The organism is Heliomarina sp., from assembly GCF_052826185.1.
This window is the reverse complement of record NZ_JBRBUI010000054.1, coordinates 53286-74840: the sequence shown is the minus strand read 5'-3', so window position 1 is coordinate 74840 and position 21555 is coordinate 53286. Positions and strand designations below refer to the sequence as shown.

At 62.0% G+C, this 21555-nt stretch carries 20 protein-coding genes; 6 read left to right on the top strand and 14 right to left on the bottom strand.

The window, feature by feature from the left end; genetic code table 11:
* Positions 1 to 15 precede the first annotated feature (15 nt).
* Positions 16 to 1677: an FAD-binding dehydrogenase gene (locus ACU0FH_RS18555; RefSeq protein WP_446196233.1), complete on the top strand. Its 1662-nt coding sequence runs from the start codon at positions 16 to 18 to the stop codon at positions 1675 to 1677.
* Between the two features lie 193 nt (positions 1678 to 1870).
* Positions 1871 to 2860 carry an IS1595 family transposase gene (locus tag ACU0FH_RS18550; RefSeq protein WP_446196231.1) on the top strand — a complete coding sequence of 330 codons (990 nt, stop codon included), beginning with the start codon at positions 1871 to 1873 and terminating at the stop codon, positions 2858 to 2860.
* A gap of 399 nt (positions 2861 to 3259) precedes the next feature.
* Here the strand turns inward: ACU0FH_RS18550 and ACU0FH_RS18545 are convergent, their stop codons facing one another.
* The 5 genes from ACU0FH_RS18545 to mgtE form a co-directional block, all read right to left on the bottom strand.
* Positions 3260 to 5038, bottom strand: a complete 1779-nt coding sequence (locus tag ACU0FH_RS18545) for an SLC13 family permease (protein WP_446196230.1) — start codon at positions 5036 to 5038, stop codon at positions 3260 to 3262.
* Between the two features lie 38 nt (positions 5039 to 5076).
* The gene (locus ACU0FH_RS18540; protein WP_446196229.1) at positions 5077 to 6030 is read right to left on the bottom strand and encodes a DMT family transporter; all 954 of its coding nucleotides are present in this window, start codon (positions 6028 to 6030) and stop codon (positions 5077 to 5079) included.
* Positions 6027 to 6839 (bottom strand): TIGR00282 family metallophosphoesterase, encoded by an 813-nt coding sequence (locus ACU0FH_RS18535; protein ID WP_088633953.1) that lies wholly within the window; start codon positions 6837 to 6839, stop codon positions 6027 to 6029. Before ACU0FH_RS18535 ends, ACU0FH_RS18540 begins: the two co-directional genes overlap by 4 nt.
* 62 nt (positions 6840 to 6901) lie before the next feature.
* The gene (locus ACU0FH_RS18530) at positions 6902 to 7462 is read right to left on the bottom strand and encodes a 5-formyltetrahydrofolate cyclo-ligase (protein ID WP_446196227.1); all 561 of its coding nucleotides are present in this window, start codon (positions 7460 to 7462) and stop codon (positions 6902 to 6904) included.
* On the bottom strand, positions 7459 to 8850 hold the full coding sequence (gene mgtE / locus ACU0FH_RS18525; protein WP_446196225.1) for a magnesium transporter: 1392 nt from the start codon (positions 8848 to 8850) through the stop codon (positions 7459 to 7461). The genes ACU0FH_RS18530 and mgtE overlap by 4 nt, the downstream gene beginning before the upstream one ends.
* Positions 8851 to 8974: 124 nt before the next feature.
* On the opposite strand from mgtE, the gene guaD reads away from it, so the two are divergent.
* Positions 8975 to 10264, top strand: a complete 1290-nt coding sequence (guaD, locus tag ACU0FH_RS18520) for a guanine deaminase (RefSeq protein WP_446196223.1) — start codon at positions 8975 to 8977, stop codon at positions 10262 to 10264.
* A 71-nt stretch (positions 10265 to 10335) separates the two neighbouring features.
* Here guaD and ACU0FH_RS18515 read toward each other — a convergent pair whose 3' ends face one another.
* The 4 genes from ACU0FH_RS18515 to ACU0FH_RS18500 form a co-directional block, all read right to left on the bottom strand.
* Positions 10336 to 10776, bottom strand: a complete 441-nt coding sequence (locus ACU0FH_RS18515) for a CAP domain-containing protein (RefSeq protein WP_446196222.1) — start codon at positions 10774 to 10776, stop codon at positions 10336 to 10338.
* Complete coding sequence (locus ACU0FH_RS18510; RefSeq protein ID WP_446196220.1) at positions 10773 to 12113, bottom strand: 8-oxoguanine deaminase; 1341 nt, start codon at positions 12111 to 12113, stop codon at positions 10773 to 10775. The genes ACU0FH_RS18515 and ACU0FH_RS18510 overlap by 4 nt, the downstream gene beginning before the upstream one ends.
* Before the next feature lie 138 nt (positions 12114 to 12251).
* Entirely contained in the window at positions 12252 to 13067 is an 816-nt protein-coding gene (gene hisN / locus ACU0FH_RS18505; RefSeq protein WP_446196218.1) for a histidinol-phosphatase, read from the bottom strand.
* A 27-nt stretch (positions 13068 to 13094) separates the two neighbouring features.
* Positions 13095 to 13466 (bottom strand): helix-turn-helix domain-containing protein, encoded by a 372-nt coding sequence (locus ACU0FH_RS18500; protein WP_088633902.1) that lies wholly within the window; start codon positions 13464 to 13466, stop codon positions 13095 to 13097.
* A 358-nt stretch (positions 13467 to 13824) separates the two neighbouring features.
* On the opposite strand from ACU0FH_RS18500, the gene ACU0FH_RS18495 reads away from it, so the two are divergent.
* On the top strand, positions 13825 to 14784 hold the full coding sequence (locus ACU0FH_RS18495; RefSeq protein WP_446196215.1) for an NADPH:quinone oxidoreductase family protein: 960 nt from the start codon (positions 13825 to 13827) through the stop codon (positions 14782 to 14784).
* Between the two features lie 2 nt (positions 14785 to 14786).
* On the opposite strand, the gene ACU0FH_RS18490 is transcribed toward ACU0FH_RS18495, so the two are convergent.
* Positions 14787 to 15668, bottom strand: a complete 882-nt coding sequence (locus tag ACU0FH_RS18490) for a LysR family transcriptional regulator (protein ID WP_446196978.1) — start codon at positions 15666 to 15668, stop codon at positions 14787 to 14789.
* A 127-nt stretch (positions 15669 to 15795) separates the two neighbouring features.
* On the opposite strand from ACU0FH_RS18490, the gene ACU0FH_RS18485 reads away from it, so the two are divergent.
* On the top strand, positions 15796 to 16005 hold the full coding sequence (locus ACU0FH_RS18485; protein ID WP_088633904.1) for a DUF1127 domain-containing protein: 210 nt from the start codon (positions 15796 to 15798) through the stop codon (positions 16003 to 16005).
* A gap of 188 nt (positions 16006 to 16193) precedes the next feature.
* On the top strand, positions 16194 to 16976 hold the full coding sequence (locus tag ACU0FH_RS18480; RefSeq protein WP_446196213.1) for a Bax inhibitor-1/YccA family protein: 783 nt from the start codon (positions 16194 to 16196) through the stop codon (positions 16974 to 16976).
* Between the two features lie 466 nt (positions 16977 to 17442).
* Here ACU0FH_RS18480 and ACU0FH_RS18475 read toward each other — a convergent pair whose 3' ends face one another.
* The 4 genes from ACU0FH_RS18475 to ggt form a co-directional block, all read right to left on the bottom strand.
* Positions 17443 to 17949: a GNAT family N-acetyltransferase gene (locus ACU0FH_RS18475; protein ID WP_446196211.1), complete on the bottom strand. Its 507-nt coding sequence runs from the start codon at positions 17947 to 17949 to the stop codon at positions 17443 to 17445.
* Between the two features lie 75 nt (positions 17950 to 18024).
* The gene (gene rpmG / locus ACU0FH_RS18470) at positions 18025 to 18192 is read right to left on the bottom strand and encodes a 50S ribosomal protein L33 (protein WP_057816833.1); all 168 of its coding nucleotides are present in this window, start codon (positions 18190 to 18192) and stop codon (positions 18025 to 18027) included.
* 126 nt (positions 18193 to 18318) lie between these two features.
* Positions 18319 to 19722 (bottom strand): FAD-binding oxidoreductase, encoded by a 1404-nt coding sequence (locus ACU0FH_RS18465; protein ID WP_446196208.1) that lies wholly within the window; start codon positions 19720 to 19722, stop codon positions 18319 to 18321.
* 21 nt (positions 19723 to 19743) lie between these two features.
* Complete coding sequence (ggt, locus tag ACU0FH_RS18460) at positions 19744 to 21540, bottom strand: gamma-glutamyltransferase (protein WP_446196206.1); 1797 nt, start codon at positions 21538 to 21540, stop codon at positions 19744 to 19746.
* Between the last annotated feature and the right edge of the window lie 15 nt (positions 21541 to 21555).

Sequence of the window (21555 nt, the reverse complement as noted above, 5' to 3'; positions counted from 1 at the left end):
GGAGAGAGATACGATATGGTTGAATCGGCAGACGTGATCATCGTCGGCGCGGGTCTGGCAGGGCTGGTCGCGGCGGCGGAACTTGGTGATCGGGGCAAAAAGGTCATCCTGCTGGATCAGGAACCACCCCAATCGCTCGGCGGACAGGCCTTCTGGTCGCTGGGCGGGCTCTTCATGGTCGACACCCCGGAACAGCGCCGCATGGGCATCCGCGACAGCCATGCCCTCGCGCTGAACGACTGGATGGGGTCGGCAGGTTTTGACCGCAAAGAAGATCGCTGGCCCCGCAGATGGGCCGAGGCCTACGTGGATTTCGCCGCCGGAGAGATGCGCCCCTGGCTGCATGCGATGGGCATGCGCTGGTTCCCCGTCGTCGGATGGGCCGAACGCGGCGGCAGCTTTGCAGATGGTCACGGCAATTCCGTGCCCCGGTTCCACCTCACATGGGGCACCGGACCGGGCACGCTGGACCCGTTCCTGGCCCGCGTGCGAGAACATGAAAAAGCCGGACGCGTCACCCTGAAATTCCGCCACCGGGTCGACCGGATTTTCATGCAGAACGGCGCCGCCCGCGGCGTGGCCGGGGTGGTTCTCGACCCGGATGACATGCCCCGCGGCCAAAGCAGCAACCGCGTGATCGCCGATGATTTCGCCCTTAACGCCGCGTCGGTCATCGTCACCTCGGGCGGTATCGGCGGCAATTTCGACCTGGTCCGCAAGGCCTGGTCGGAACAGCGGCTCGGCCCCGCCCCCAAGCACATGATCGCCGGAGTGCCCGCCCATGTGGACGGCCGCATGATCGCGATCAGCGAAAAGGCCGGCGGTCATGTCATCAACAACGACCGCATGTGGCACTATACCGAAGGCGTGAAGAACTGGGATCCGATCTGGCCCGCCCACGGCATTCGTATCCTGCCGGGACCTTCCTCCATGTGGTTCGATGCAAAAGGCAACCGTTTCGACCCACCCGCACTGCCGGGTTTCGACAGCCTTGCCACGCTGCGCGCCATCCTTGCCACCGGGTACGACTACAGCTGGTTCATCCTGACCCAGAAAGTCATCGAAAAGGAATTCGCGCTTTCCGGGTCGGAGCAGAACCCCGACCTGACTTCCAAAAGCTGGCGCGAGGTGATCAAGGCAAGGCTCCTCTCCGGCAAAGGCGCCCCCGCCCCGGTCGAAGCCTTCAAATCCAAAGGCGAGGATTTCGTCGTGGCCAAAACGCTGGAGGAACTCATTCAGGGCATGAACGATCTCGCCGGCGGCAACCGGCTGGATTCCGAAAGGGTCAGAACACAGATCGAAGCACGAGACTCCCAGATCGACAACGCTTTCTGCAAGGACGCGCAGGTCATGGCGATCCGCAATGCCCGTCAGTACCGAGGAGACAAACTGATCCGGACAGCCCCGCCTCACCACTTCCTCGACCCTCAAAACGGCCCCCTTATCGCCGTCAGACTCAACATCCTGACCCGCAAAACACTCGGCGGACTGCAGACAGACCTCGAAAGCCGCATGCTCGATTCAATCGGCAATCCGGTCCCCGGTCTCTTCGCAGCCGGAGAGGTCGCCGGTTTTGGCGGCGGCGGCTACCACGGCTACAACGCTCTTGAAGGCACGTTCCTCGGCGGCTGCATCTTCTCGGGTCGCAACGCAGGCAGATCCGACCATATTGCGTAATCGGAAACAATTGCCTCCGGCAAAGCGGGGGCTCTGCCCCCCACCTGTCGAAATCAGGGATTTCGCCAGCCCCCGGGATATTTGAAACCCAAAGAAGAGGATAAATTTTGGGGGTGTCCGCAAACCGTGTTGGTGCGCTTCGTGATTTCGCAGAAGGGCCTATATCACTCGGCTTTTTACGCGGAGGATACCCATGCTGCACCACGACTTTCGCCGGTTTCTCGATGCCCTCGACCGCCTGAACCCGGCCCAGATCGAGGACGCCCAGTCGAAGATCAGGGATCTCCGACGGAAGACCGAGGCGATCTCGGAGATCGAAGCACGGGCAATCCAAGATCACAAGTGCCCCTACTGTGGCGACGAGCGCCGACAGAAGTGGGGCCGCACCCGGACCAAGGTCCAGCGCTACCGCTGCACCGGCTGCCAGAAGACCTATTCGGGCAGGACGGGCAGCGCCATCGGCCGGCTCCATCGTCCGGACCTGTTCTTGGTCGCGCTGCGGGATATGCTCGGCACTGCCGCACCGCAGTCGGTGCGCAAGCTCGCGCGGCAGCTGGGACTCAACAAATACACGGTCTGGCGCTGGCGGATGCTGGTGTTTTCCATCATCGGCAGCAGCTCGGCCGTGAGCTTCTCCGGGATCGTGGAGGCAGATGAGACCTTCCAGCGGGAATCGCGCAAGGGTTCTCGCGAATGGGTCCGGCACTTCGCAGATCCGAAGAAGGTTGCACCGCCGCCCCGCCCCAGGTGGGAGGACTTCACCACGAAGGGGCTGAAGATGATGCGAGGCCTCTCGAAGTGGCAGCTCCCCATACTCACCGTCGCTGACCGCGGCGGCGCGCGCCTCTTCCGACGATTGCCGAACCGCAAGAGCGTGACGCTCGAGCGCGCCATGAAGCCGCTGGTTCCGAGCGATGCCGTCCTCTGTTCCGACGGCGCCAACGGCTACAAGAACGTCGCGGCAGCAGGCGGTCTCGAGCACTTCGTGGTGGGCAGCAAGCCAGGCACGAGAGTGGCCTCAGACTGCTATCACATTCAGAACGTGAACTCGCTCCACGCCAGCTACAAAAGGTTCATCAAGCCCTTCTGCGGACCAGCCACGAAGAACCTCAGCGGCTACATCCGCTGGCTGGAGGTGCGGCTGGCAAGTATGCGCCCGGCGGAGATTGTCCGTGCATCGTAGACGAGGTGTCGCACAGAGGTCTGTTTCGAGCCCAAGTTGCTTTATTGGACAGACTCTTTGAGTTTGCTGTATGCCGTGCTGGGAACCAGAAGGGTGCCGAGAGCTATGGAAATCGTATTGGATTCCCTTATCGAATGGATACAAAAACGTCTCAAGAAACATAGGGTTGTGAAGCTCTGTTTGGTTTTGTTGGTTCTCTTACTTGGATGGGGGCTGGCCTTCATGGAGTGGGTACCTCTTGGACTCATCTAATTGGCAGCAAAGTCCCGCATAGCGGACCAACACGGTTTGCGGACACCCCCTAAATTTTCCTTGCTTCTTTGGGTCAAAAAATATCCCCGCCGGAGGCTCCCGCCTTGTCGGACGGCGCGGAGGCCCGTTACGTCACCTCGGTTCAGTCTAGAGGGGCCAGATGAAGGGAATGACAAGAGAAACCAACACAGACATGCTCAGGTTCAGCGGAACCCCGATCCGCATGAAGTCAGAGAAACGATACCCCCCCGGCCCGTAGACGAGCGTGTTGGTCTGATACCCGATCGGCGTCGCAAAGGCGCAGGACGCAGCAATCATCACGGCCACCACGAGCGGCCGCGGATCGAGCCCCAAAGCCGCTGCGAGACCAATGGCAAGCGGTGTCATGATGACAGCCACTGCGTTGTTGGAAACGATCTCGGTCAGCGTCGTGGTCATCAGGAATACCACGAAAACGACAAGCGAGGGCGGCAGGCTCTGCAGCCCCGGCACCACCCCGTCGACGACGAGAGCGATCGCGCCGGTGTTATCAAGTCCCGCCCCGACAGCCAGCATCCCGAAGATGAGCGCGAGGAGGCGACCGTCGACAAAGGAAAATGCCTCGTCCGCGTCGATGCAGCCGGTCACCAGAACCAAAGCGACAGCGAGAACCGCAAGAAGAAGAATTGGCGCGACGTTCAATGCGGCAAGGACAACGATGCCGGCCAGCGCGGCGACCGCAATCGGCGCATGACCCCGGCGATAGGCGCGGGCCGAAGGCTGTGACACGTCGACCATTTCCATTTCGCTTGCGAGGCGCTGAATGTCGGCCGGTGCGCCTTCGAGCAGCAGCGTATCGCCAACCCGCACCACGAGATCGTCAAGCTGACGTCCGATGTTCTGGTTCCTGCGATGCACCGCCAGCACATAGACACCATAGCGCCGCCGCAGCCGCAGCCCGCCCAGCGCGCGGCCGACCATCTTGCATTCCGGCGTGATCAGCACTTCGACGGTGCTGGTCTCGACCGCCGAAACTTGATCGACGCGCTTCAATTCCTTGTTGTTCTGCAGGCTCAAAAGCTCGGTCATTTGGGTCCGCAGGACCACCCGGTCGCCGACTCGCAGTTCCACGCCCTTGAGGTTGCGACGCAGCGAAACATCTCCCCGGATCACGTCGATCAGCCGCACGCCTTCGCGTTTGAAGAGTTGGACGCCCGTCACTTCGCGGCCGATCAGGTTGGAGTCGGGCGGGATCACAGCTTCGGTGAAGAATTTCATCTTGGACCGGTCCGAGAGCATGTTCGCCATGCTGTCGCGATCCGGCAGCAGGCGCGGGCCAAGGACGATCATGTAGAGCAGACCCCAGGCACAGACCACAAGGCCAATCGGCATAATTTCAAGGATACCAAAGGGTTCCAGCCCCTGCGCCCGGGCAACGCCGTCGACCAGCAGGTTCGTCGAGGTCCCGATCAGGGTCAGCGACCCGCCCATGATCGCCGCGTAGCTAAGCGGGATCAGCAGCTTGGAAGCCTTGGTACCCAGTGTCTGGGACAGCTGCACGAAAACCGGGATCATGACCACCACGACCGGTGTGTTGTTCATCACGGCCGATCCTGCCATCACCATCGCGATCACGCCCGTTATCGCCAGTTTGGGATGGGTGCGGCCATAGCGTTCAGCCGCCCGTGTCAGAACATCGAGCGCGCCGGTCCGCACCAGCGCGCCCATGATGATAAACATGGCCGCAATCGTCCAGGGCGCCGGGTTCGACAGTACGGGCAGCGCTGCATCATAGGGCAACACCCCGGTCACCAGCATCAGGGCGACCCCGGCAATTGCCACGACTTCTGTGGGGAAGGTCTCGCGCAGGAAGAGCGCAAACATGCCCCCTACGATGATCAGCGAAAGAACCGCGCTGCCGGTTTCCGAGAGGGCGAGTAACTGCATTTACAAAATTCTTTCTGGCACCAGAAAACAGACGCCGGTTAATGCGTATTTTCGCCGATTGAGGCCTGTTCGGCAACAGCTTCGTTCCTGCGCGGCTGAACCAGCATCACACCGGCCAGCACGATACCAAGCGCCGCCCAGATATAGGGCGAATAGGTCTCGCCAAGGATCTGCATCGCCCAGAAAACGCCGAACCCCGTCACCACATAGCTGACCTGCACGGCAAAAACCGCGCCCGCCCGGCCCACGAGCCAGACATAGCCCGCGTAGACAACAACGTGAATCAGCGCCGAGCCAATCAGCGCCCATTCCGGCGCCCCAAAGGGGCGCAGCGGCGAGATGAACTGCCCCGTCGCAAGGGCCAGCGGCAGCGCCATGATCGCGCCGACGAGCGATGCGCCGAACAGCACGCGGATCGAGTCAAGGCCGGCAGTGCCCCAGCGTGCGACAAAGTTGCCCTCAAAAGCGTAGAACAGCGGCGCAACCAGCCCCAGCGGGACCCAGGCCAGCATCGCCGCATCGGGCAAGGACGCATCCGGCAGGATCAAAAGCAACACACCGGCCAGCCCTGCCAGCAACCCCAGCAGGCGGCGAGCCGCGAATTTTTCAAGCCCCAGCGCAAGCGCCATCGGAAAGGCCAGCATCGGCACCAGCGACAGCAAGATCGACAGAACTCCCGATGGCAGATGCGCAATCGCCTGATAAGAGGCAGAGTTCGGAATGATCGTGCCTGCCAGCGCCACGACCAGATAGACCCGCAAAGTATCGCGGTTGAACGGCAGGCGACGGCGCTGCGCCAGCGATACGGCTCCAAAGGCCACCGTGCCGATCACCAGCTGCCAGAAGATCAGCCCGAAATGCCTGTGTCCGGTGCTGACCGCGATCTTGCCCAGCGGCTGGGTCAGCCCCCAGCCCGCGCCGATCAGCACCAGCATGCCGGTAAAGAACAGCAGCTCGCGGCGGGGCATGTCGGGCGTGGCGGGCAGGCTCATGGGGTGGCTTCTTGCAGCCTTCCGCCCACCCGGATCATCGAGATCCGCTCGGCTTTGCCGGTCTTGTCATCGGTTTCGACAAAGACACCCGACAGGGTCGCTTCGCCCTCGGCCGGGCTGAACCGTCCCTTGGGCATCCCGGTGATAAAGCGGCGCATCGGCTCGGCCTTGTCCATGCCGATGACCGAATTGTAATCGCCGCACATGCCCGCATCGCTTTGAAAGCCAGTGCCGCCGGGCAAAATCTGCGTATCCGCCGTCGGCACATGGGTATGGGTGCCGACGACGAGGCTGGCGCGGCCGTCGCAGTAATGGCCCATCGCCATCTTTTCCGAGGTCGCTTCGCAATGCATGTCCACCAGCACCGCCGCCGCCTGCCCGCCCAGCGGATGCGCCTTCAGCACCGGCTCGATGGCGGAAAACGGATCGTCAAAGGCGCGCTTCATGAACACCTGCCCAAGCACCTGCACCACCAGCACCTTTTTGCCGGATCTCGTGGTGAACAGCCGGTATCCCTTGCCCGGCGCGCTCTTGGCGAAATTGATCGGGCGGATGATGCGCGGCTCGGTCTCGATGAACTGCATCATGTCGCGCTGGTCAAAGGCATGATCGCCCAGCGTCAGGCAATCCGCCCCCGAGTCGAGCAAAAGCTTGGCATGATCGCCGCTCAACCCCATGCCGTTGCTGGAGTTTTCACCGTTTACCACCACGAAGTCGGCGCGCCATTCCTCGCGCAGACGGGGCAGGTTTTCCTGGATGGCCTTGCGCCCGGCGCGGCCCATCACATCGCCTAGAAAAAGAAGTCTCATGAAGAGGTTGGTAAGTGGCGGTTTGAACAAGGACAAGGCCCTTTTGCCACGACCACGCGTCGCTAGCGCCCCGAGAGCTGCAAAACACCGCTTTCCGTCACGATCATGTCAAGCGGCTGATCGGTCGGCTCAAGCGGCAGCGTTTCGGTTTCCTGCGCGCCATAGGCAAAGCCGATGGCCAGAACCGGTCCCTTCGCCCGCAAGCCCTCGAGCGTCCGGTCATAAAACCCGCCGCCATAACCCAGCCGCCCGCCCTGCCGGTCAAAGGCGACCAGTGGCACGATGAGGATTTCTGGTTCCATCCATGCCTCGACCACCGGAATCTGCGCGCCGAACGGGCCATCTTTCATCTCGCCGTCCGGCTCCCACAGGGAAAACCGCAACGCTTGCCCCGCGCCCATGATCACGGGCACACCAACCGGCCCGTGGGCGGCTGCTTCGGCCATCGCGGGCAGCGGGTTGATCTCTGTACGCATGGGCATATAGCCCGCGAGCGGTACGCCACGATATCCGGCCAGTACTTCCGACAGGTAACCCGACGCGGCATAGGCGCCCGCATGGGCCACGCGGCGCCGCTCGAACGCGGCCTTCCGCGCCGCGGCTTTCTGTTCGTCCAGCGTCATAGCAGGTAGATCGAGGCAAAGCCGAGAAAGGCAAAGAAACCAACCACATCCGTCACCGTGGTGACAAAAGTACCCGAGGCAAGCGCCGGATCGACCTTGAATTTCTCAAGCGCAATCGGAATGACAGTACCTGCCAGCCCCGCCATGACAAGGTTGATGACCATCGCCGCCGCGATCACGATTGCAAGCCTGACCGACCCGAACCAGATCAGCCCGATGATCCCCATGGTCAGCGCAAAGGCCGTACCGTTGACCACGCCCACCAGCACTTCGCGCCGGATCACCCGCCAGACGTTCGACCCGGTCAGGTCGCGCGTGGCCAGCGCCCGTACCGCAACCGTCATCGACTGCGTTCCTGCATTGCCGCCCATCGAGGCCACGATGGGCATCAGCACCGCCAGTGCCACGAATTGCGCGATAACTGCGTCGAACTGGGCAATGACCAGCGAGGCAAGGATCGCCGTGGCAAGGTTGACCAGCAGCCAAGGAAAGCGGCCCCTAACCGTGTCCACGACCCGGTCGGTCAGAGAGCTTTCGCTGACACCGGCAAGCAGCAGCAGGTCTTCCTCGTGTTCCTCTCCCATCACGATCATCGCGTCGTCGATGGTGATCTGCCCGACCAGCCGACCTTCCTGATCGACCACCGGGGCCGAGATCAGGTGGTACTGGTTGAACGCATAGGCCACGTCTTCCTCGTCCTGATCAATCGGAATCACGCGGAACATGTCCTCTTTCAGGTCGGCCAACGCGATTTCCCGACGCGCGGCCATGATCCGGCCCAGCGCCACGTTGCCCACCGGATGCAGGCGCGGATCGACAAGGATGATGTGATAGAACTGGTCCGGCAGGTTGTCGTTGCTGCGCATGTGGTCGATGGCCTGCCCGACATTCCAGTGCTCGGGCATCATCACCACTTCGCGCTGCATCAGACGACCAGCGGATTCCTCCGGGTAGCTCAGCGCCTGCTGCACCGCAAGCCGGTCAGCGTCGGGCAGCGCGCCAAGGATCGCATCCTGCTGCCCCTGCTCCAGATCCTCAACAAGGTCGACAACATCGTCGCTGTCCAGCTCGCGCACGGCTTCGGCCAGCACTTGCGGCGAGAGCAGCGAAATCACCTCTTCGCGCACCGACTCGTCGAGTTCCGACAGGATTTCCCCGTCGAATTCCCGGTCGTACAGCCGGACCAGCCGGGTCCGGTCATAGGCATTGATCTGTTCGAGAAGGTCGGCGATGTCGGCCGCGTGCAGCGGCTCCATCAGCTCGATCAGCTTTTCGCGGTCATCGATGTCCACCGCATAGAGAATCGCGGCCACCGTCTTTCGATTGAGGGGGTTGTCCTCCTCGTCGTCCAACAGGTCCAGTTCCTCTACGTCAGCTTCGGTTTCCATCGGCGCCCTTTCCTCGATTGACCGCAACTTAGAAGAAGCTGTCGGTTAGAAACAATGACAATAGCGCAATTTACCCGGCCGTCCCGTCCGATTATCCTCGGCCGGAAATCAAGCGGGCAGGATCATGCAGACAGAGACCATTCTCACCGGGCAGGTGCTGTCCTTTACCGGCTCTCCCTTCGGGCAAAACGCGGCCGACGCCGCCCGCTTCTATGAGGCCGTCGGCATTGGTGGCGGCCAGATCACTGCGCTTGGCACACTCGACGAGCTGCGCGCCGCCGCGCCCCAAGCTCGCGTGGAAAACTACGGCGACAAGATCATCATGGCCGGTTTCGTCGATGCCCATGCGCATTACCCGCAGACCGCGATCATCGCGAGCTGGGGCAAACGGCTGATCGACTGGTTGAACAGCTATACCTTTCCCGAGGAAATGCGCTTTGGCGATCCCGGCTATGCGCGTGAGATCGCGTCGCGTTACCTCGACCTGACAACCGCCAACGGCACGACGACCGTCGCGACCTATTGCACGATCCATCCCGAAAGCGTCGATGCGATCTTTGCCGAGGCGCAGAAGCGCGGGCAGAGGATTGTCGCCGGCAAGACCTGCATGGATCGCGACACCGCCCCCGAAGGCCTGCGCGACACCGCGCAATCGGCCTATGACGACAGCCGCGCCCTGCTGAACCGCTGGCATGGGGTGGACCGGCTGTCCTATGCGATCACACCGCGGTTTTCGCCGACCTCGAGCGTCGAACAGCTCGAAGCGCTGGGCGCGCTCTGGGCCGAGCACCCGGACTGCCTGATGCAGACCCATCTTTCCGAGCAGGTGGACGAGATCGAATGGGTACTTGGCCTTTATCCGCAGGCGCGCGATTACCTTGATACCTATGAGGCGCATGGCCTGCTTGGGGCGCGCGGGCTTTACGGCCACGCGATCCACCTAGAGCCGCGCGAGCGCGACCGGCTGGCGGAAACCGGCGCTGCGCTGGTCCATTGCCCGACCTCGAACACCTTCATCGGTTCGGGTCTCTTTGACATGGACGGGATGATGCGGACGGGGCAGCAGGTGGCGCTGGCCACGGATACCGGCGGCGGATCGTCCTTTTCAATGCTGCGCACCATGGCCGCCGCCTATGAGATCGGCCAGTTGCGGGGCCGCGCGCTGCACGCGGCCGAGCTCCTGTGGCTTGCAACCTGCGGCTCGGCCCGCGCGCTTCATCTGGGCGACAAGATCGGCAATATCGCCCCCGGCATGGAGGCGGATCTTGTGGTGCTGGATTATGGCGCGACGCCTGTGCTCGCACAGCGCACCGCCCGGGCCGGGGACATGTGGGAGACGCTGTTTGCGCTGATCATGCTGGGCGATGACCGGGCCGTCAGTGATGTCTGGATCGGCGGAGGGCGCGTGGTCTGAATGCCGCCGCTGGCGCGGCGACAGCCTCCGGCGGGGATATTTTTTGACCCAAAGAAGGAAGGATCGGTCTTTCAGCAGCCCGGTCGGCCCAACACCATGACCCAGATATTGCCGGTCTGCCGGGCGAGTGCGAATTCCGTGACTCGGTCGAGGAGCATGTTGCGCCTGTGAGACGGGGAGCCGATCCATCCCGCCATGACCTCATCGAGCGAGGGCTGCCCTTTCGCGATATTCTCGGCGATGGTGCAATAGGCATAGCCGGTTTCCATTGCGCGCTGACCGACGTCGGACCCGTCCGAGCCGGTGTGAGAGAAAAAGCCGTTTGCCGCCATATCGCGGGCGTGGCGTTCGGCCACTTGTTGCAGCCTGTCGGATTGCGTCAGGGATGGCAGGCCTTCGCTGGCGCGGAAGTCGTTCAGCGCCTGTGTCGCGTTGGCGACAGGCTCGGCCTGTGCCGCACCGGTGGCGAGTGTTGCTGCCATCAGCAGCGAAACGAGAAAGCGGATCATCATGCGGACTCCATAAGTTGCCGGGTCAGCCGGTTCTGGCGTTCGACGAGATGCGGCAGGTCGAGTGTCACGAGCTGACTGTGGCGCACGACCTCGCGACCCTGGACCAGCAGATCGCGCACCCGCATTGGACCGGCGAGCAGCAGCGCGGCCGGATCCCAGCTTCCGGCGGTGTCGACGCCGGAGATGTCCCAGATCGCGATATCGGCGCATTTGCCCGGTTCGATCCGGCCGCAATCGGGGCGGCCCAGCACATCCGCCCCGCCCCGCGTGGCGATTTCCAGGGTTTCCCGTGCGCTCATCGCATCTGCCCCCCGTGTGACCCGCTGCAACAGCATTGCCTGCCGCGCTTCGGCGACGAGATTGCCGGTATCGTTGCTGGCCGACCCATCGACGCCCAGCCCCACCGGCACACCGGCATCGCGCATCGCCCGGATCGGCGCGACGCCGGAACCGAGGCGGCAGTTGGAGCAGGGGCAATGGGCGACCCCGGTTTTCGAGCGTGCGAAAAGATCGACCTCGCCTGCGTCGAGTTTCACGCAATGGGCGTGCCAGACATGCGGCCCGGTCCAGCCGAGTTCTTCGGCATATTGCCCCGGGCGGCAGCCAAAATGAGCCTCGCTATAGGCGATGTCCTGATCGTTTTCGGCCAGATGTGTGTGCAGCATGACCTGCTTGTCCGCAGCCAGCAGGGCCGTGTCGCGCATCAGCTCGCGGCTTACGGAAAAAGGCGAACAGGGGGCAAGCCCCACCCGGCACATGGCCCCTTCGGCGCTGTCGTGAAAGGCATCGACGACGCGGATGCAATCCTCGAGAATGTCGCGCTCGGCTTCGATCAGACTGTCGGGCGGCAGGCCGCCCTTGCTTTCCCCGATGCTCATCGAGCCGCGTGTGGGGTGAAAGCGCAGACCGACCTCGGAGGCAGCGGCGATGGAATCGTCCAGCCTCGCCCCGTTGGGCATGATGTAGAGGTGATCCGAGCTTAGCGAACAGCCCGACAGCGCAAGTTCCGCCAGCGCCACCTGGGTCGAGACGTGGATTTCCTCGGGGCCGAGCCGTGCCCAGATCGGGTAGAGCACCTTGAGCCAGTCAAAGAGCAGCGCATCCTGCGCCGCCGGTACCGCGCGGGTCAGCGACTGGAACATGTGGTGATGGGTATTGACCAGACCGGGCGTGACCAGACAGCCGCGCGCCGGGATGACCTTACCTTTGGTGATAAGATCTTTGCCGATCTCTGTAATCTTGCCGTCTAGGATCAGGATATCGGACCCGGCCAGTTCGCGCCGGTCGCCGTCCATCGTCAGTAGCAGACCGGCATCCTTGATCAGTATTTCCTGCATTGACGTCCCCGTGCCAAAGATAATGCCGTCTCATGGAAAACATCCATCGGCACGATCGGAAAACGACGAAGAGATCGCGCATTGGCCATTGATACGCAGCCGGTCCGGCCGGATCAAGGCAAAGCTCCGGGCGCGGGATCAGGCGGTTGGCGTGTCTCGCAAAAGGTCCAGCGCGGCACGGTGCAATGCCGGGTTCGCCGCTGCAAGGCAGCGTCCGCCCTGATGCGCCGGTCCGCCCTGCCAGTCGGTGACGATGCCGCCCGCCGCCTCGATCACCGCGATCGGCGCCTGAATGTCATAGGCGTTCAGCCCGGCCTCGATCACGAGGTCGATCTGCCCGGCAGCCAGCAGGGCGTAGGCGTAGCAGTCCACGCCATAGCGGGTCAGGCGCACGTTTTCGGCCACCCGCCGGAACGCATCGCCCTCGGCCGGGGTGCCGACTTCGGGGAATGTGGTGAACAGAATGGCCTCGGCCAGCGTCGCGGTTTTCTTGACGAAGAGGTCACGCGGCCCCAAGGGGCCGGTCATTCCGGCATGGCCCTGCCCGCCGGAGAAACGCTCGCCCGTATAGGGCTGATCGATCACGCCAAGAAACGGACCATTCTCATCGCCCAGCGCGATAAGCACGCCCCATGTCGGGGTGCCGGAAATGAAACCGCGCGTGCCGTCGATGGGGTCAAGCACCCATTGCCGTCCGCTGGTTCCCTCTTGCTGACCGTATTCCTCGCCAAGGATCGCGTCCTCGGGGCGATGTTCTGCCAGAACCGCCCGCATCGCCTCTTCGGCGGCGCGGTCGGCGATGGTGACCGGATCAAACCCTTCGGTCAGCTTGTTTTCGGCGCTTAGGTGGGCCTGCCTGAAATGCGGCAGAATGGCCTTGCCGGCCGCATCGGCCAGCAAGTGCGCAACATCCATATCGGTGAGGGCAGCAGAAGTCATAGCTTCCACTGCCATCAGCTAGTCCGAGATGCAAGCGGAGGCTTAGGCGACGTCGCTCAGAACCCGGGCAAGATCGAACAGGCGGCGCCGCTGATTTTCCGGGATAGCGTAATAGGAACGCACCAGATCCAGCGCTTCCTTGTCACCCATGATATCGGCGGGCATCGCGTTGCCCTCGACCGGGGCATCGGCCTGATCCTCGATACCTTCGAAGAAGAACGCGACCGGCACGTCCAGCGCCTCGGCGATGTCCCAAAGACGCGATGCGCTGACGCGGTTAGCGCCGGTTTCGTATTTCTGGATCTGCTGAAACTTGATGCCGACCTTTTCGGCCAGCTGCTGCTGTGTCATTCCGATCAGCCAGCGGCGGTGACGAACGCGCATTCCAACATGCACATCAACCGGGTGAGCCATCCCTTATTCTCCTTACCACACTTATTACATACAGGTCTGGTTTCCGATTGGGACCACCCCCGCATGGTCGGGTAAAAATTCGTGCAAGATGTACGACTTTCTTCCCAGTCAACGCCCCCCTCTGTACCCCATGAGGACATCATAGGGCCGAAACATAAGGTATACTGCGCATTTATCAAGGAAGTTGAGCCGCTATGCACGACACGACCTGATGCGGTGGATGCTATTCCCGTTTCGTTGCCAAACATTTACTCTTTAACAAGGACCCTCGATAACCGGCGGCCCGTTGCCGTTCATGGCTATTGTATGGCACAGCCAAAGCCGCACGTCTGCAACCAAAAGAAAAGCGTTTCGCCCGATGCTCGCCTACAGAATAGAAGCTCCGAAAGAAAAAGCTGTTTTAAAACAAATTGTTACGCCAGAACCAGGACCGAACCAGGTACGATTAACCATACATGCATGTGGTCTGAACTTCGCCGACCTTTTGATCCAAAATGGAACCTATCAGGAGATTCCAAGCCCACCGTTTACACTTGGCATGGAAATCGCCGGTGAAATCGAAGCCGTCGGTGAGTCGGTAGGGCATTTTTGCATCGGTGATCGCGTGATGGTCTACGCCGGACAGGGCGGACTGGCCGAGATGGGCGTTTTCGACGCCGACAGGGTGATTCCGATTCCCGAATCCATGCCCTTTGATATCGCCGCCGGATTCCAGATCGCCTATGGGACAAGCCACATGGCGCTGGCCCATCGCGCCCAGCTTCAGCCCGGCGAGACGCTCCTTGTAACCGGGGCCGCCGGTGGTGTCGGGCTCACCGCGGTCGAGATCGGCAAGCTGATGGGCGCGACTGTTGTCGCCCATGCACGCGGTGCCGACAAGCTGGCCGTGGCCAAGGACGCCGGGGCCGACCACCTGATCGACGACAGCGAGGACCTGCGCGCGCGCCTTCTCGAACTCGGGCGGGCCGACGTGGTCTATGACGCGGTCGGCGGCGATGCTTTCCGGGCCGCATTCCGGGCCTGCAACCCCGAGGCGCGCCTGATCTGCATCGGTTTTGCGAGCGGCGACATCCCGCAGATCCCCGCCAATCACCTGATGGTCAAGAACCTCACCGCCATCGGTTTTTACATCGGCGCCTATATGCACTTCCGCCCGCAGGCGGTACGCGACAGCTTTGCTACCCTGCTCGACTGGTACGATCAGGGCCGGCTAAAGCCGCATGTCAGCAACGTTCTGCCGCTTTCCGAGGTCGAAGAGGGCATGGAGCTGCTGCGCCAGCGCAAATCAACCGGCAAGGTCGTGATCCGGATGCGCTGATCTCAGGCCGAGACCTTGAGGCGCGGACGCGCGTGGGTTTCCGCGAAAGCGTCGCGCAACAGCCGCGCCAGCGTCTCGTGCACCTCGTCCCGCGCCTCGCTGCCACCGTAGAAGTTGATGAACTGCTGCGGCAGTTGCGGCAGGTCTCCGCCGTGATCGACCTTTTCCAGATGCGGCGGTAAAGTCCCGTCCAGCAGCGCCTGCACGGCGAGATCCGCGGAAACCGTCGCTTCAACCGTCCTGTCAGAATCGGAATCCACCGCGAGGTTCCAGTCGATCCCCGCGTTATCCAGCGCCCGCAGCGCCAAGGGACGGAAGATGCAATGTCGGCAGAACGCCAGATCCAGCGGCCGCTGCCGCCAGGCCGATCCGCCGATTGCCCCCGCCCAGATCAGATCCTTGCGCGCCAGCTCTTCCGATCCGGGCATGCGTTCCGCCTCGGTCGTCACGATCATGTCGCATTCGCCCCGCGCGAACTGCTCTTTCAGCGCCCGCGTATTCGATGACAGCAGGTTCACCCGATAGCGCGGAAAGGCCGCGTTGAACTGCTGCAGAACCCTCGGAACCGCCGGATAAACCACGTCATGTGGCACGCCGAGCACGATCTCGCCCTCATAGGCCTTGTCAGTCAGACGCCCGATCACCTCGTCATTCATCGCCACCATGCGCCTTGCGTACCCCAGCAACTGCTCGCCCGAGGCGGTCAGGGCGATCCCCCTGCCCGAGCGGTCAAGCAATTCGAGGCCCAGCAATTCTTCCAGCCGCTTCAGCTGCATAGAGACCGCTGACTGGGTCAAATGCAGAAATCCGGCCGCCCGTGTCACGCCGCCGCTGTCCGCCACCGCCACGAAAGAACGAAGCGTCGTTATGTCCAGATTTCGCATCATCACATTCCTTGATGGGTAACGTCAAAAACATTCGTTTCCAAAATGAACCACATCCCGCCATATACATCAAGGAATTTGATGAAGATGCGATATACGATCACATAATGATGAAAGGACATGGATCATGACCGTTGCAGTTCACCACCGCCCCCTTCGCCGGCGCAGCTTTTCGCCGCTGGCAAGCCTCGCCCACATGCATGCCGTCTGGCGTCAGCGCCAGAGCCTGCGCAAGCTCGATGACGCGGCGCTTGCCGATATCGGGCTGACCCGCAGCGAAGCGGAACGCGAAGCATCCCGTCCGATCTGGGACGCACCGACAAACTGGACCTGCTGAACAGGGCCGGACACATGCACACAGCACGTAACTGAACACCCCGCCTCGCCGGGGTGTTTTCCGTTCACGCAAATGCGAATTATTCGCGTCGGAAACACTTGAAAACCGACGGTCTCTTCCCGATATTCAAAAACGATAGCTGGTGGAATGTGCCACCGCTGAACCTGTTGTCCTGGATGGAGACCTAAATGGCTGAATTCGACACGACCCGCGTAGCTGGCCGGGGAGCGGCCGGATCTCGCGCAATCAACATTGACGAGGGCCTCCGCGCCCATATGAACAAAGTCTACGGCACCATGTCCGTGGGCATGTTGATCACCTTTGCTGCAGCATGGGCCCTGTCCGGTCTCGCCGTGACGAACGTTCCCAACGAAATGCAGATCGGTGCCGACAAGTACCTGACCGATTTCGGCTATGCGCTTTATGCCTCGCCGCTGAAATGGGTCGTGATGTTCGCCCCGCTGGCCTTTGTCTTTGGCTTCTCGGCCATGATCAACCGCATGTCGGCCGCAACCGCGCAGACCGTGTTCTATGCCTTCGCCGCAGTGATGGGTGTATCGATCAGCTCGATCTTCCTCGTGTTCACCGGCTACTCGATCATGCAGGTCTTCCTGATCACCTCGATCGCTTTTGCCGGCCTGTCCCTCTGGGGCTACACCACGAAAAAGGACATCTCCGGCTGGGGTAGCTTCCTGATCATGGGTGTGATCGGCCTCATCGTCGCGTCGATCGTCAACATCTTCTGGCCGATGCCGGGCCTCGCCTTTGCGATTTCGATCCTTGGCGTGCTGATCTTTGCCGGTCTGACCGCCTATGACACACAGAACATCAAGACGACCTACCTGCAGCACGCCCATTCGGGCGATAGCGAATGGCTGGGTAAAGCCGCGATCATGGGCGCGCTGAGCCTGTATCTCGACTTCATCAACATGTTCATGTTCCTGCTGCAACTGCTGGGCAACCGCGAATAAGCGTCAGCAACAGACCCAAAAAGAAACCCGCCAGAGCCTCCTCTGGCGGGTTTTTTGATGGCGCAACAGCTTGTCAGATAACCGCCTTGCCACTGTAAAAACCGCCCTCTCCGCATAGAACTGGCCCGGCATATCTGTGCCGAATCGCCCGAATTCTCGAAAACGGTGCACGGGGGGTGTACAGGGGGTGTACAGATAGCAGCCGGGTTGTGCACCGCCCTTTTCCGCGGTTACAGCCAACCCGGCGAGCCGCTTTCAGATCACTCCGAAACCTGCCGCGCAGCCGTCGCCCCGGAGAACTCCAGCCCAAAAGCGGCCTGAGCGGCGCGCGATGTCGAACCGCCAACGCCCTTGAATCCCACACCTTTTCCCTTCTCACAGGCCGCCAGAGCCTGTATCGCGCCCGGAATTAGCAGTCTCGTAATTAACTTGAGCTACCACAGAGGCAGCTTCAATTGAGACAACGTTAATCGCGCGCCAGCGCCGAGGCCAAGACCATCCGCATCTCGATCGCCGGAAAGGTGATACCCGGCTGCAAGGGCACGTCGATCGGCCCCAGCTCCAGAAACCCGAGCGCGGCATAGAATGGCACCGCGTTCCGGGTCGACCAGCATTCCAGTATCCGCATCCCGGCCGAGGCGGCCTCGCGTCGGATATGCGTCATCAGCATCCGACCGACGCCCTGCCGTACCTGAGCCGGATCGGTGGCCACGTGCCGGATATGACCGATATCAGGCGTTTGAAGATCGACGGTCCAGCCACCGACCCCGACGATACGATTGTCATGCTCGACCGCGTAATAGGTCCCGCAATCCAAAAGCCAGGGTTGTGCCCGCGAAATCAGCGGCAGCGCCGTCACCATCACAGAAGGAGGGTAACAATCCCGGACCAGCTTTGGAAAACTGCGCGCAAGCAGCGCGTCGATCTCTGCCATGTCCAGCGACGTTGTTCGGCGCAGGCTAAATCCGCTCACGTATCAATCCTCCAAAGAAAAAGGGCCACGCCTTTCGGCGCGACCCCATAACTTCTGACGTCGAAATAGAAAGGCTTACTTAATCTTGCCTTCTTTATATTCGACATGTTTGCGGGCCACCGGGTCATATTTACGGATCGACATCTTTTCGGTCATCGTCCGCGCATTTTTCTTGGTGACATAGAAGTGGCCCGTGCCTGCGGTCGAATTCAGGCGGATCTTGATGGTGGTTGGCTTGGCCATTGTCGGTCTCCTACGCCAGAGGCGTTGAGCCCCCGTGAAACTTATGAAGTTCGCCTTTTACCCATGGATCGCTGCGAGTCAACCGGTTCCGTGGCGATTCCCGGTCAAACCCGCCGCGCAAAGGGCTTACATGGGAAAGATCTTGCCCGGGTTGAGGATATTGTCCGGATCCAGCGCCGCCTTGACCGCCGCCATATAGCGGGGGGTCGCGCCAAGCTCCTTTTCAAGATAAGCCTTCTTGCCCTGCCCGATCCCGTGCTCGCCGGTGCAGGTTCCGTCCATGCCGATTGCCAGTTCGGCCAGCCAGCTGACAAAGCCTTCGGCCTTGGCGATTTCTTCGGGATTGTCCATGTCGATCAGGGGAAGCGTATGGAAATTGCCGTCGCCAACATGGCCGACGATGGGGCAGATCAGCCCCAGTTCATCCGCCTTGCGCTGCGCGGCCTCGACACATTCTGCCAGCCGCGAGATTGGCACGCAGACATCGGTGGAAAAGCCCTTGGCCCCCGGACGCAGTTGCATCGACGCCCAATACATGTCGTGACGCGCCTGCCACAGCCGGTTGCGTTCCTCGGTGCTGGTTGTGGCCTCGAACCCGCTGCCGCCGAATTCCTCGGCGATGGTGCCGAATGTCTCCGACTGCTCAACGACGCCAGCTTCGGAGCCGTGGAATTCCAGCAAAAGCAGCGGCTCTTCCGGCAGGTCCAGCTTGGAATAGGCATTGGCCGCTTTCACGCTCAGCGAATCGAGCAGTTCTATCCGCGCGACCGGGATGCCGAACTGGATCGTCATCATCACCGCCCGGCAGGCTGCCTCGACTGTAGGGAAAGAGCAGCGCGCGGAACTGATCGCTTCGGGAATACCCTGCAGGCGCAGCGTGATCTCGGTGATCAGGCCAAGCGTGCCTTCCGATCCGACCAGAAGCCGGGTCATGTCATATCCCGCCGAGGATTTGCGCGCCCGCTGCGCGGTGCGGATGACCTCGCCATCGGCCATCACGGCCTCGAGCGCGATCACGTTATCCTTCATCGTCCCATAGCGTACGGCGTTTGTTCCGGAAGCCCGCGTTGCCGTCATCCCGCCAAGCGAGGCATTGGCACCGGGATCGATGGGAAAGAACAAGCCCTGGTCACGCAGATAGGTATTGAGCTGTTCGCGCGTCACACCGGGCTGCACGACGCAATCCAGATCTTCGGCATGGACGGCAAGAATCTGGTTCATCTCGCTCATGTCGATGCAGATACCGCCGGCCGGTGCGTTCACGTGCCCTTCCAGCGACGTGCCCGTGCCATAGGCGATCACCGGCACCGCATGGGCCGAACAGCTGCGCATGATCTCGGAAACCTCGGCCGTGTTCTGCGGAAAGATGACCGCATCGGGCAGCTGGTTGGTCAGCCACGTGGTCGTATGCCCGTGCTGCTCGCGCATCGAATGACCGGTATGGACCTTGTCACCAAACCGCTTTTTCAGCACGTCGATCACCGCGTTAATCCCGGCCTCGTTACGCGGCAGATCCTTTACCTGAACCATACTTTCTACTCCTGTTGCGGGCTAGTCGCCCAGCGCGATCCCTTCGCGGCGCGGGTCGGCACCGCCGAAAAGGCTCGCCCCAATTTCAATCGCATGCAGGCCAGAGTTCAAATTCCTCACCGAAACCTCGTATCCCATCTGCTCGAGCGGTGCGGCCATGTCGGCGGCCACCGTGCCCTCTTCCAGATCGAATTGGCCAAATCGGTTGACCGCATGTCCTGCGGACACGGCTTGCTGCACATTCATCCCCCAGTCAAGCCAGCCGATCACCGATTGCGCCACATATCCGATGATCCGGCTGCCCCCGGGCGAGCCAATGGCCAGCACCGGCTTGCCATCTTTCATCACGATGGTCGGCGCCATCGAGGAACGCGGCCGTTTGCCCGGCTCGACCCGGTTGGCGATCGGCATGCCGTCGTCATGGCTGGCAAACGAGAAGTCGGTCAGTTCGTTATTCAGAAGGAACCCGCCGACCATCAGGCGCGAGCCGAACCCGTTTTCGATGGTCGTGGTCATCGACAGCACATTACCTGCCCCGTCAACGATAGAGATATGCGAGGTCGAGGGGAATTCGATGGACTGGTCATCGGCCCAAAGCATCGCATGATCGAATTCGGGCGCGCCCGGTTCGACCGTTTCAAGCGCGCTGTCGCCGCTCAGCAGCCCGGATCGCTCCTCCAGATAATCCGAATCGACAAGGCCCCTCGTTGGCATCGGCACGAAATCCTCATCCGCCATGAACCGTCCGCGATCCGCAAAGGCCAGACGCGAGGCATCGCCGATCAGCCGCCAGGCCTCGGCGCTCTCGGGACCAAGTGCCGCCAGATCGTAAGGTTCCAGCATCCCGAGGATCTGCCCGACAGTCAGCGCGCCCGAAGATGGCGGCCCCATGCCACAGACATCATGGGCACGATAGGTCACGCAGACCGGTTCGCGTTCGCGCACCTGATAGATCGCCAGATCAAGTTCGGACAACACGCCGGGATAACCCTCGGCCCGATTCACCCGACGGACAATGGATCGCGCCAGCGGCCCGGTATAGAACGCATCCGCGCCGCCCTCCGCTAATGTGCGCAGCGTCTTGGCATAGGGACGGTTGCGCCGGATCTGCCCCTCGGTCAGCGGCGTGCCATTCGGCAGGAAATAGTTCGCCGTGGGCCGGAAGCGGCCCAGCCGGTCGGCATCCTCGGCCACCAGTTCGGAAAGCCGGGGCGAAACCGCGAACCCCTCTTCGGCCAGACGGATCGCGGGATCAAAAAGCGTTGCCCAGTCGGATTTGCCCCAGCGATCATGCGCCGCCTGCAAGAGCGCGGGCGTGCCCGGCGTCCCGACCGAACGGCCCCCGATCACGGCGTCAAAGAATTTCAGCGGTGTGCCAGTCTCGTCCTGAAACAGGCGCGGCGTGGCCGCCAATGGCGCGGTCTCTCGCCCGTCCAGCGTGGTCAGCTCGCCGGTTTCTGCGTCGTACCAGATCAGAAAGGCGCCACCGCCCAGCCCCGAGGATTGTGGCTCGACGAGACCGAGCACCGCCTGCACGGCGATCATCGCGTCCGCCGCACTGCCACCGTTTTGAAGAACCTGGGCCCCGGCTTCAACGGCAAGGGGGTTGGCAGCAGCGACCATCCAGTTCTGCGCCTCGACCGGCTCGCCCGCCGATTTTGCCGCCTGCGCCGCCGCAATGGCGGGGGACATATCTGCAGTTTGCGTGACCGCCGGTTTCGTCGCCGTTTCAGGCTCTACCGCATCCGCCGCCTGCTGCGCAAAAGCAGCGCCCGACACAAGACCAAGGAACAGGATCGCAAACGGTCTTCGTAACATGACAGCACTCTCCCT

Excerpts from the sequence above, each read along its gene's own strand:
- guaD (WP_446196223.1), top strand. The coding sequence starts at position 8,975 with ATGCAGACAGAGACCATTCTCACCGGGCAGGTGCTGTCCTTTACCGGC.
- ACU0FH_RS18510 (WP_446196220.1), bottom strand. The coding sequence starts at position 12,113 with ATGCAGGAAATACTGATCAAGGATGCCGGTCTGCTACTGACGATGGAC.
- rpmG (WP_057816833.1), bottom strand. The coding sequence starts at position 18,192 with ATGGCCAAGCCAACCACCATCAAGATCCGCCTGAATTCGACCGCAGGC.
- ACU0FH_RS18555 (WP_446196233.1), top strand. The coding sequence starts at position 16 with ATGGTTGAATCGGCAGACGTGATCATCGTCGGCGCGGGTCTGGCAGGG.
- ACU0FH_RS18490 (WP_446196978.1), bottom strand. The coding sequence starts at position 15,668 with ATGCGAAATCTGGACATAACGACGCTTCGTTCTTTCGTGGCGGTGGCG.
- ACU0FH_RS18480 (WP_446196213.1), top strand. The coding sequence starts at position 16,194 with ATGGCTGAATTCGACACGACCCGCGTAGCTGGCCGGGGAGCGGCCGGA.
- hisN (WP_446196218.1), bottom strand. The coding sequence starts at position 13,067 with ATGGCAGTGGAAGCTATGACTTCTGCTGCCCTCACCGATATGGATGTT.
- ACU0FH_RS18550 (WP_446196231.1), top strand. The coding sequence starts at position 1,871 with ATGCTGCACCACGACTTTCGCCGGTTTCTCGATGCCCTCGACCGCCTG.
- ACU0FH_RS18500 (WP_088633902.1), bottom strand. The coding sequence starts at position 13,466 with ATGGCTCACCCGGTTGATGTGCATGTTGGAATGCGCGTTCGTCACCGC.
- ggt (WP_446196206.1), bottom strand. The coding sequence starts at position 21,540 with ATGTTACGAAGACCGTTTGCGATCCTGTTCCTTGGTCTTGTGTCGGGC.
- mgtE (WP_446196225.1), bottom strand. The coding sequence starts at position 8,850 with ATGGAAACCGAAGCTGACGTAGAGGAACTGGACCTGTTGGACGACGAG.
- ACU0FH_RS18495 (WP_446196215.1), top strand. The coding sequence starts at position 13,825 with ATGCTCGCCTACAGAATAGAAGCTCCGAAAGAAAAAGCTGTTTTAAAA.
- ACU0FH_RS18465 (WP_446196208.1), bottom strand. The coding sequence starts at position 19,722 with ATGGTTCAGGTAAAGGATCTGCCGCGTAACGAGGCCGGGATTAACGCG.
- ACU0FH_RS18545 (WP_446196230.1), bottom strand. The coding sequence starts at position 5,038 with ATGCAGTTACTCGCCCTCTCGGAAACCGGCAGCGCGGTTCTTTCGCTG.
- ACU0FH_RS18540 (WP_446196229.1), bottom strand. The coding sequence starts at position 6,030 with ATGAGCCTGCCCGCCACGCCCGACATGCCCCGCCGCGAGCTGCTGTTC.
- ACU0FH_RS18515 (WP_446196222.1), bottom strand. The coding sequence starts at position 10,776 with ATGATGATCCGCTTTCTCGTTTCGCTGCTGATGGCAGCAACACTCGCC.
- ACU0FH_RS18530 (WP_446196227.1), bottom strand. The coding sequence starts at position 7,462 with ATGACGCTGGACGAACAGAAAGCCGCGGCGCGGAAGGCCGCGTTCGAG.
- ACU0FH_RS18485 (WP_088633904.1), top strand. The coding sequence starts at position 15,796 with ATGACCGTTGCAGTTCACCACCGCCCCCTTCGCCGGCGCAGCTTTTCG.
- ACU0FH_RS18535 (WP_088633953.1), bottom strand. The coding sequence starts at position 6,839 with ATGAGACTTCTTTTTCTAGGCGATGTGATGGGCCGCGCCGGGCGCAAG.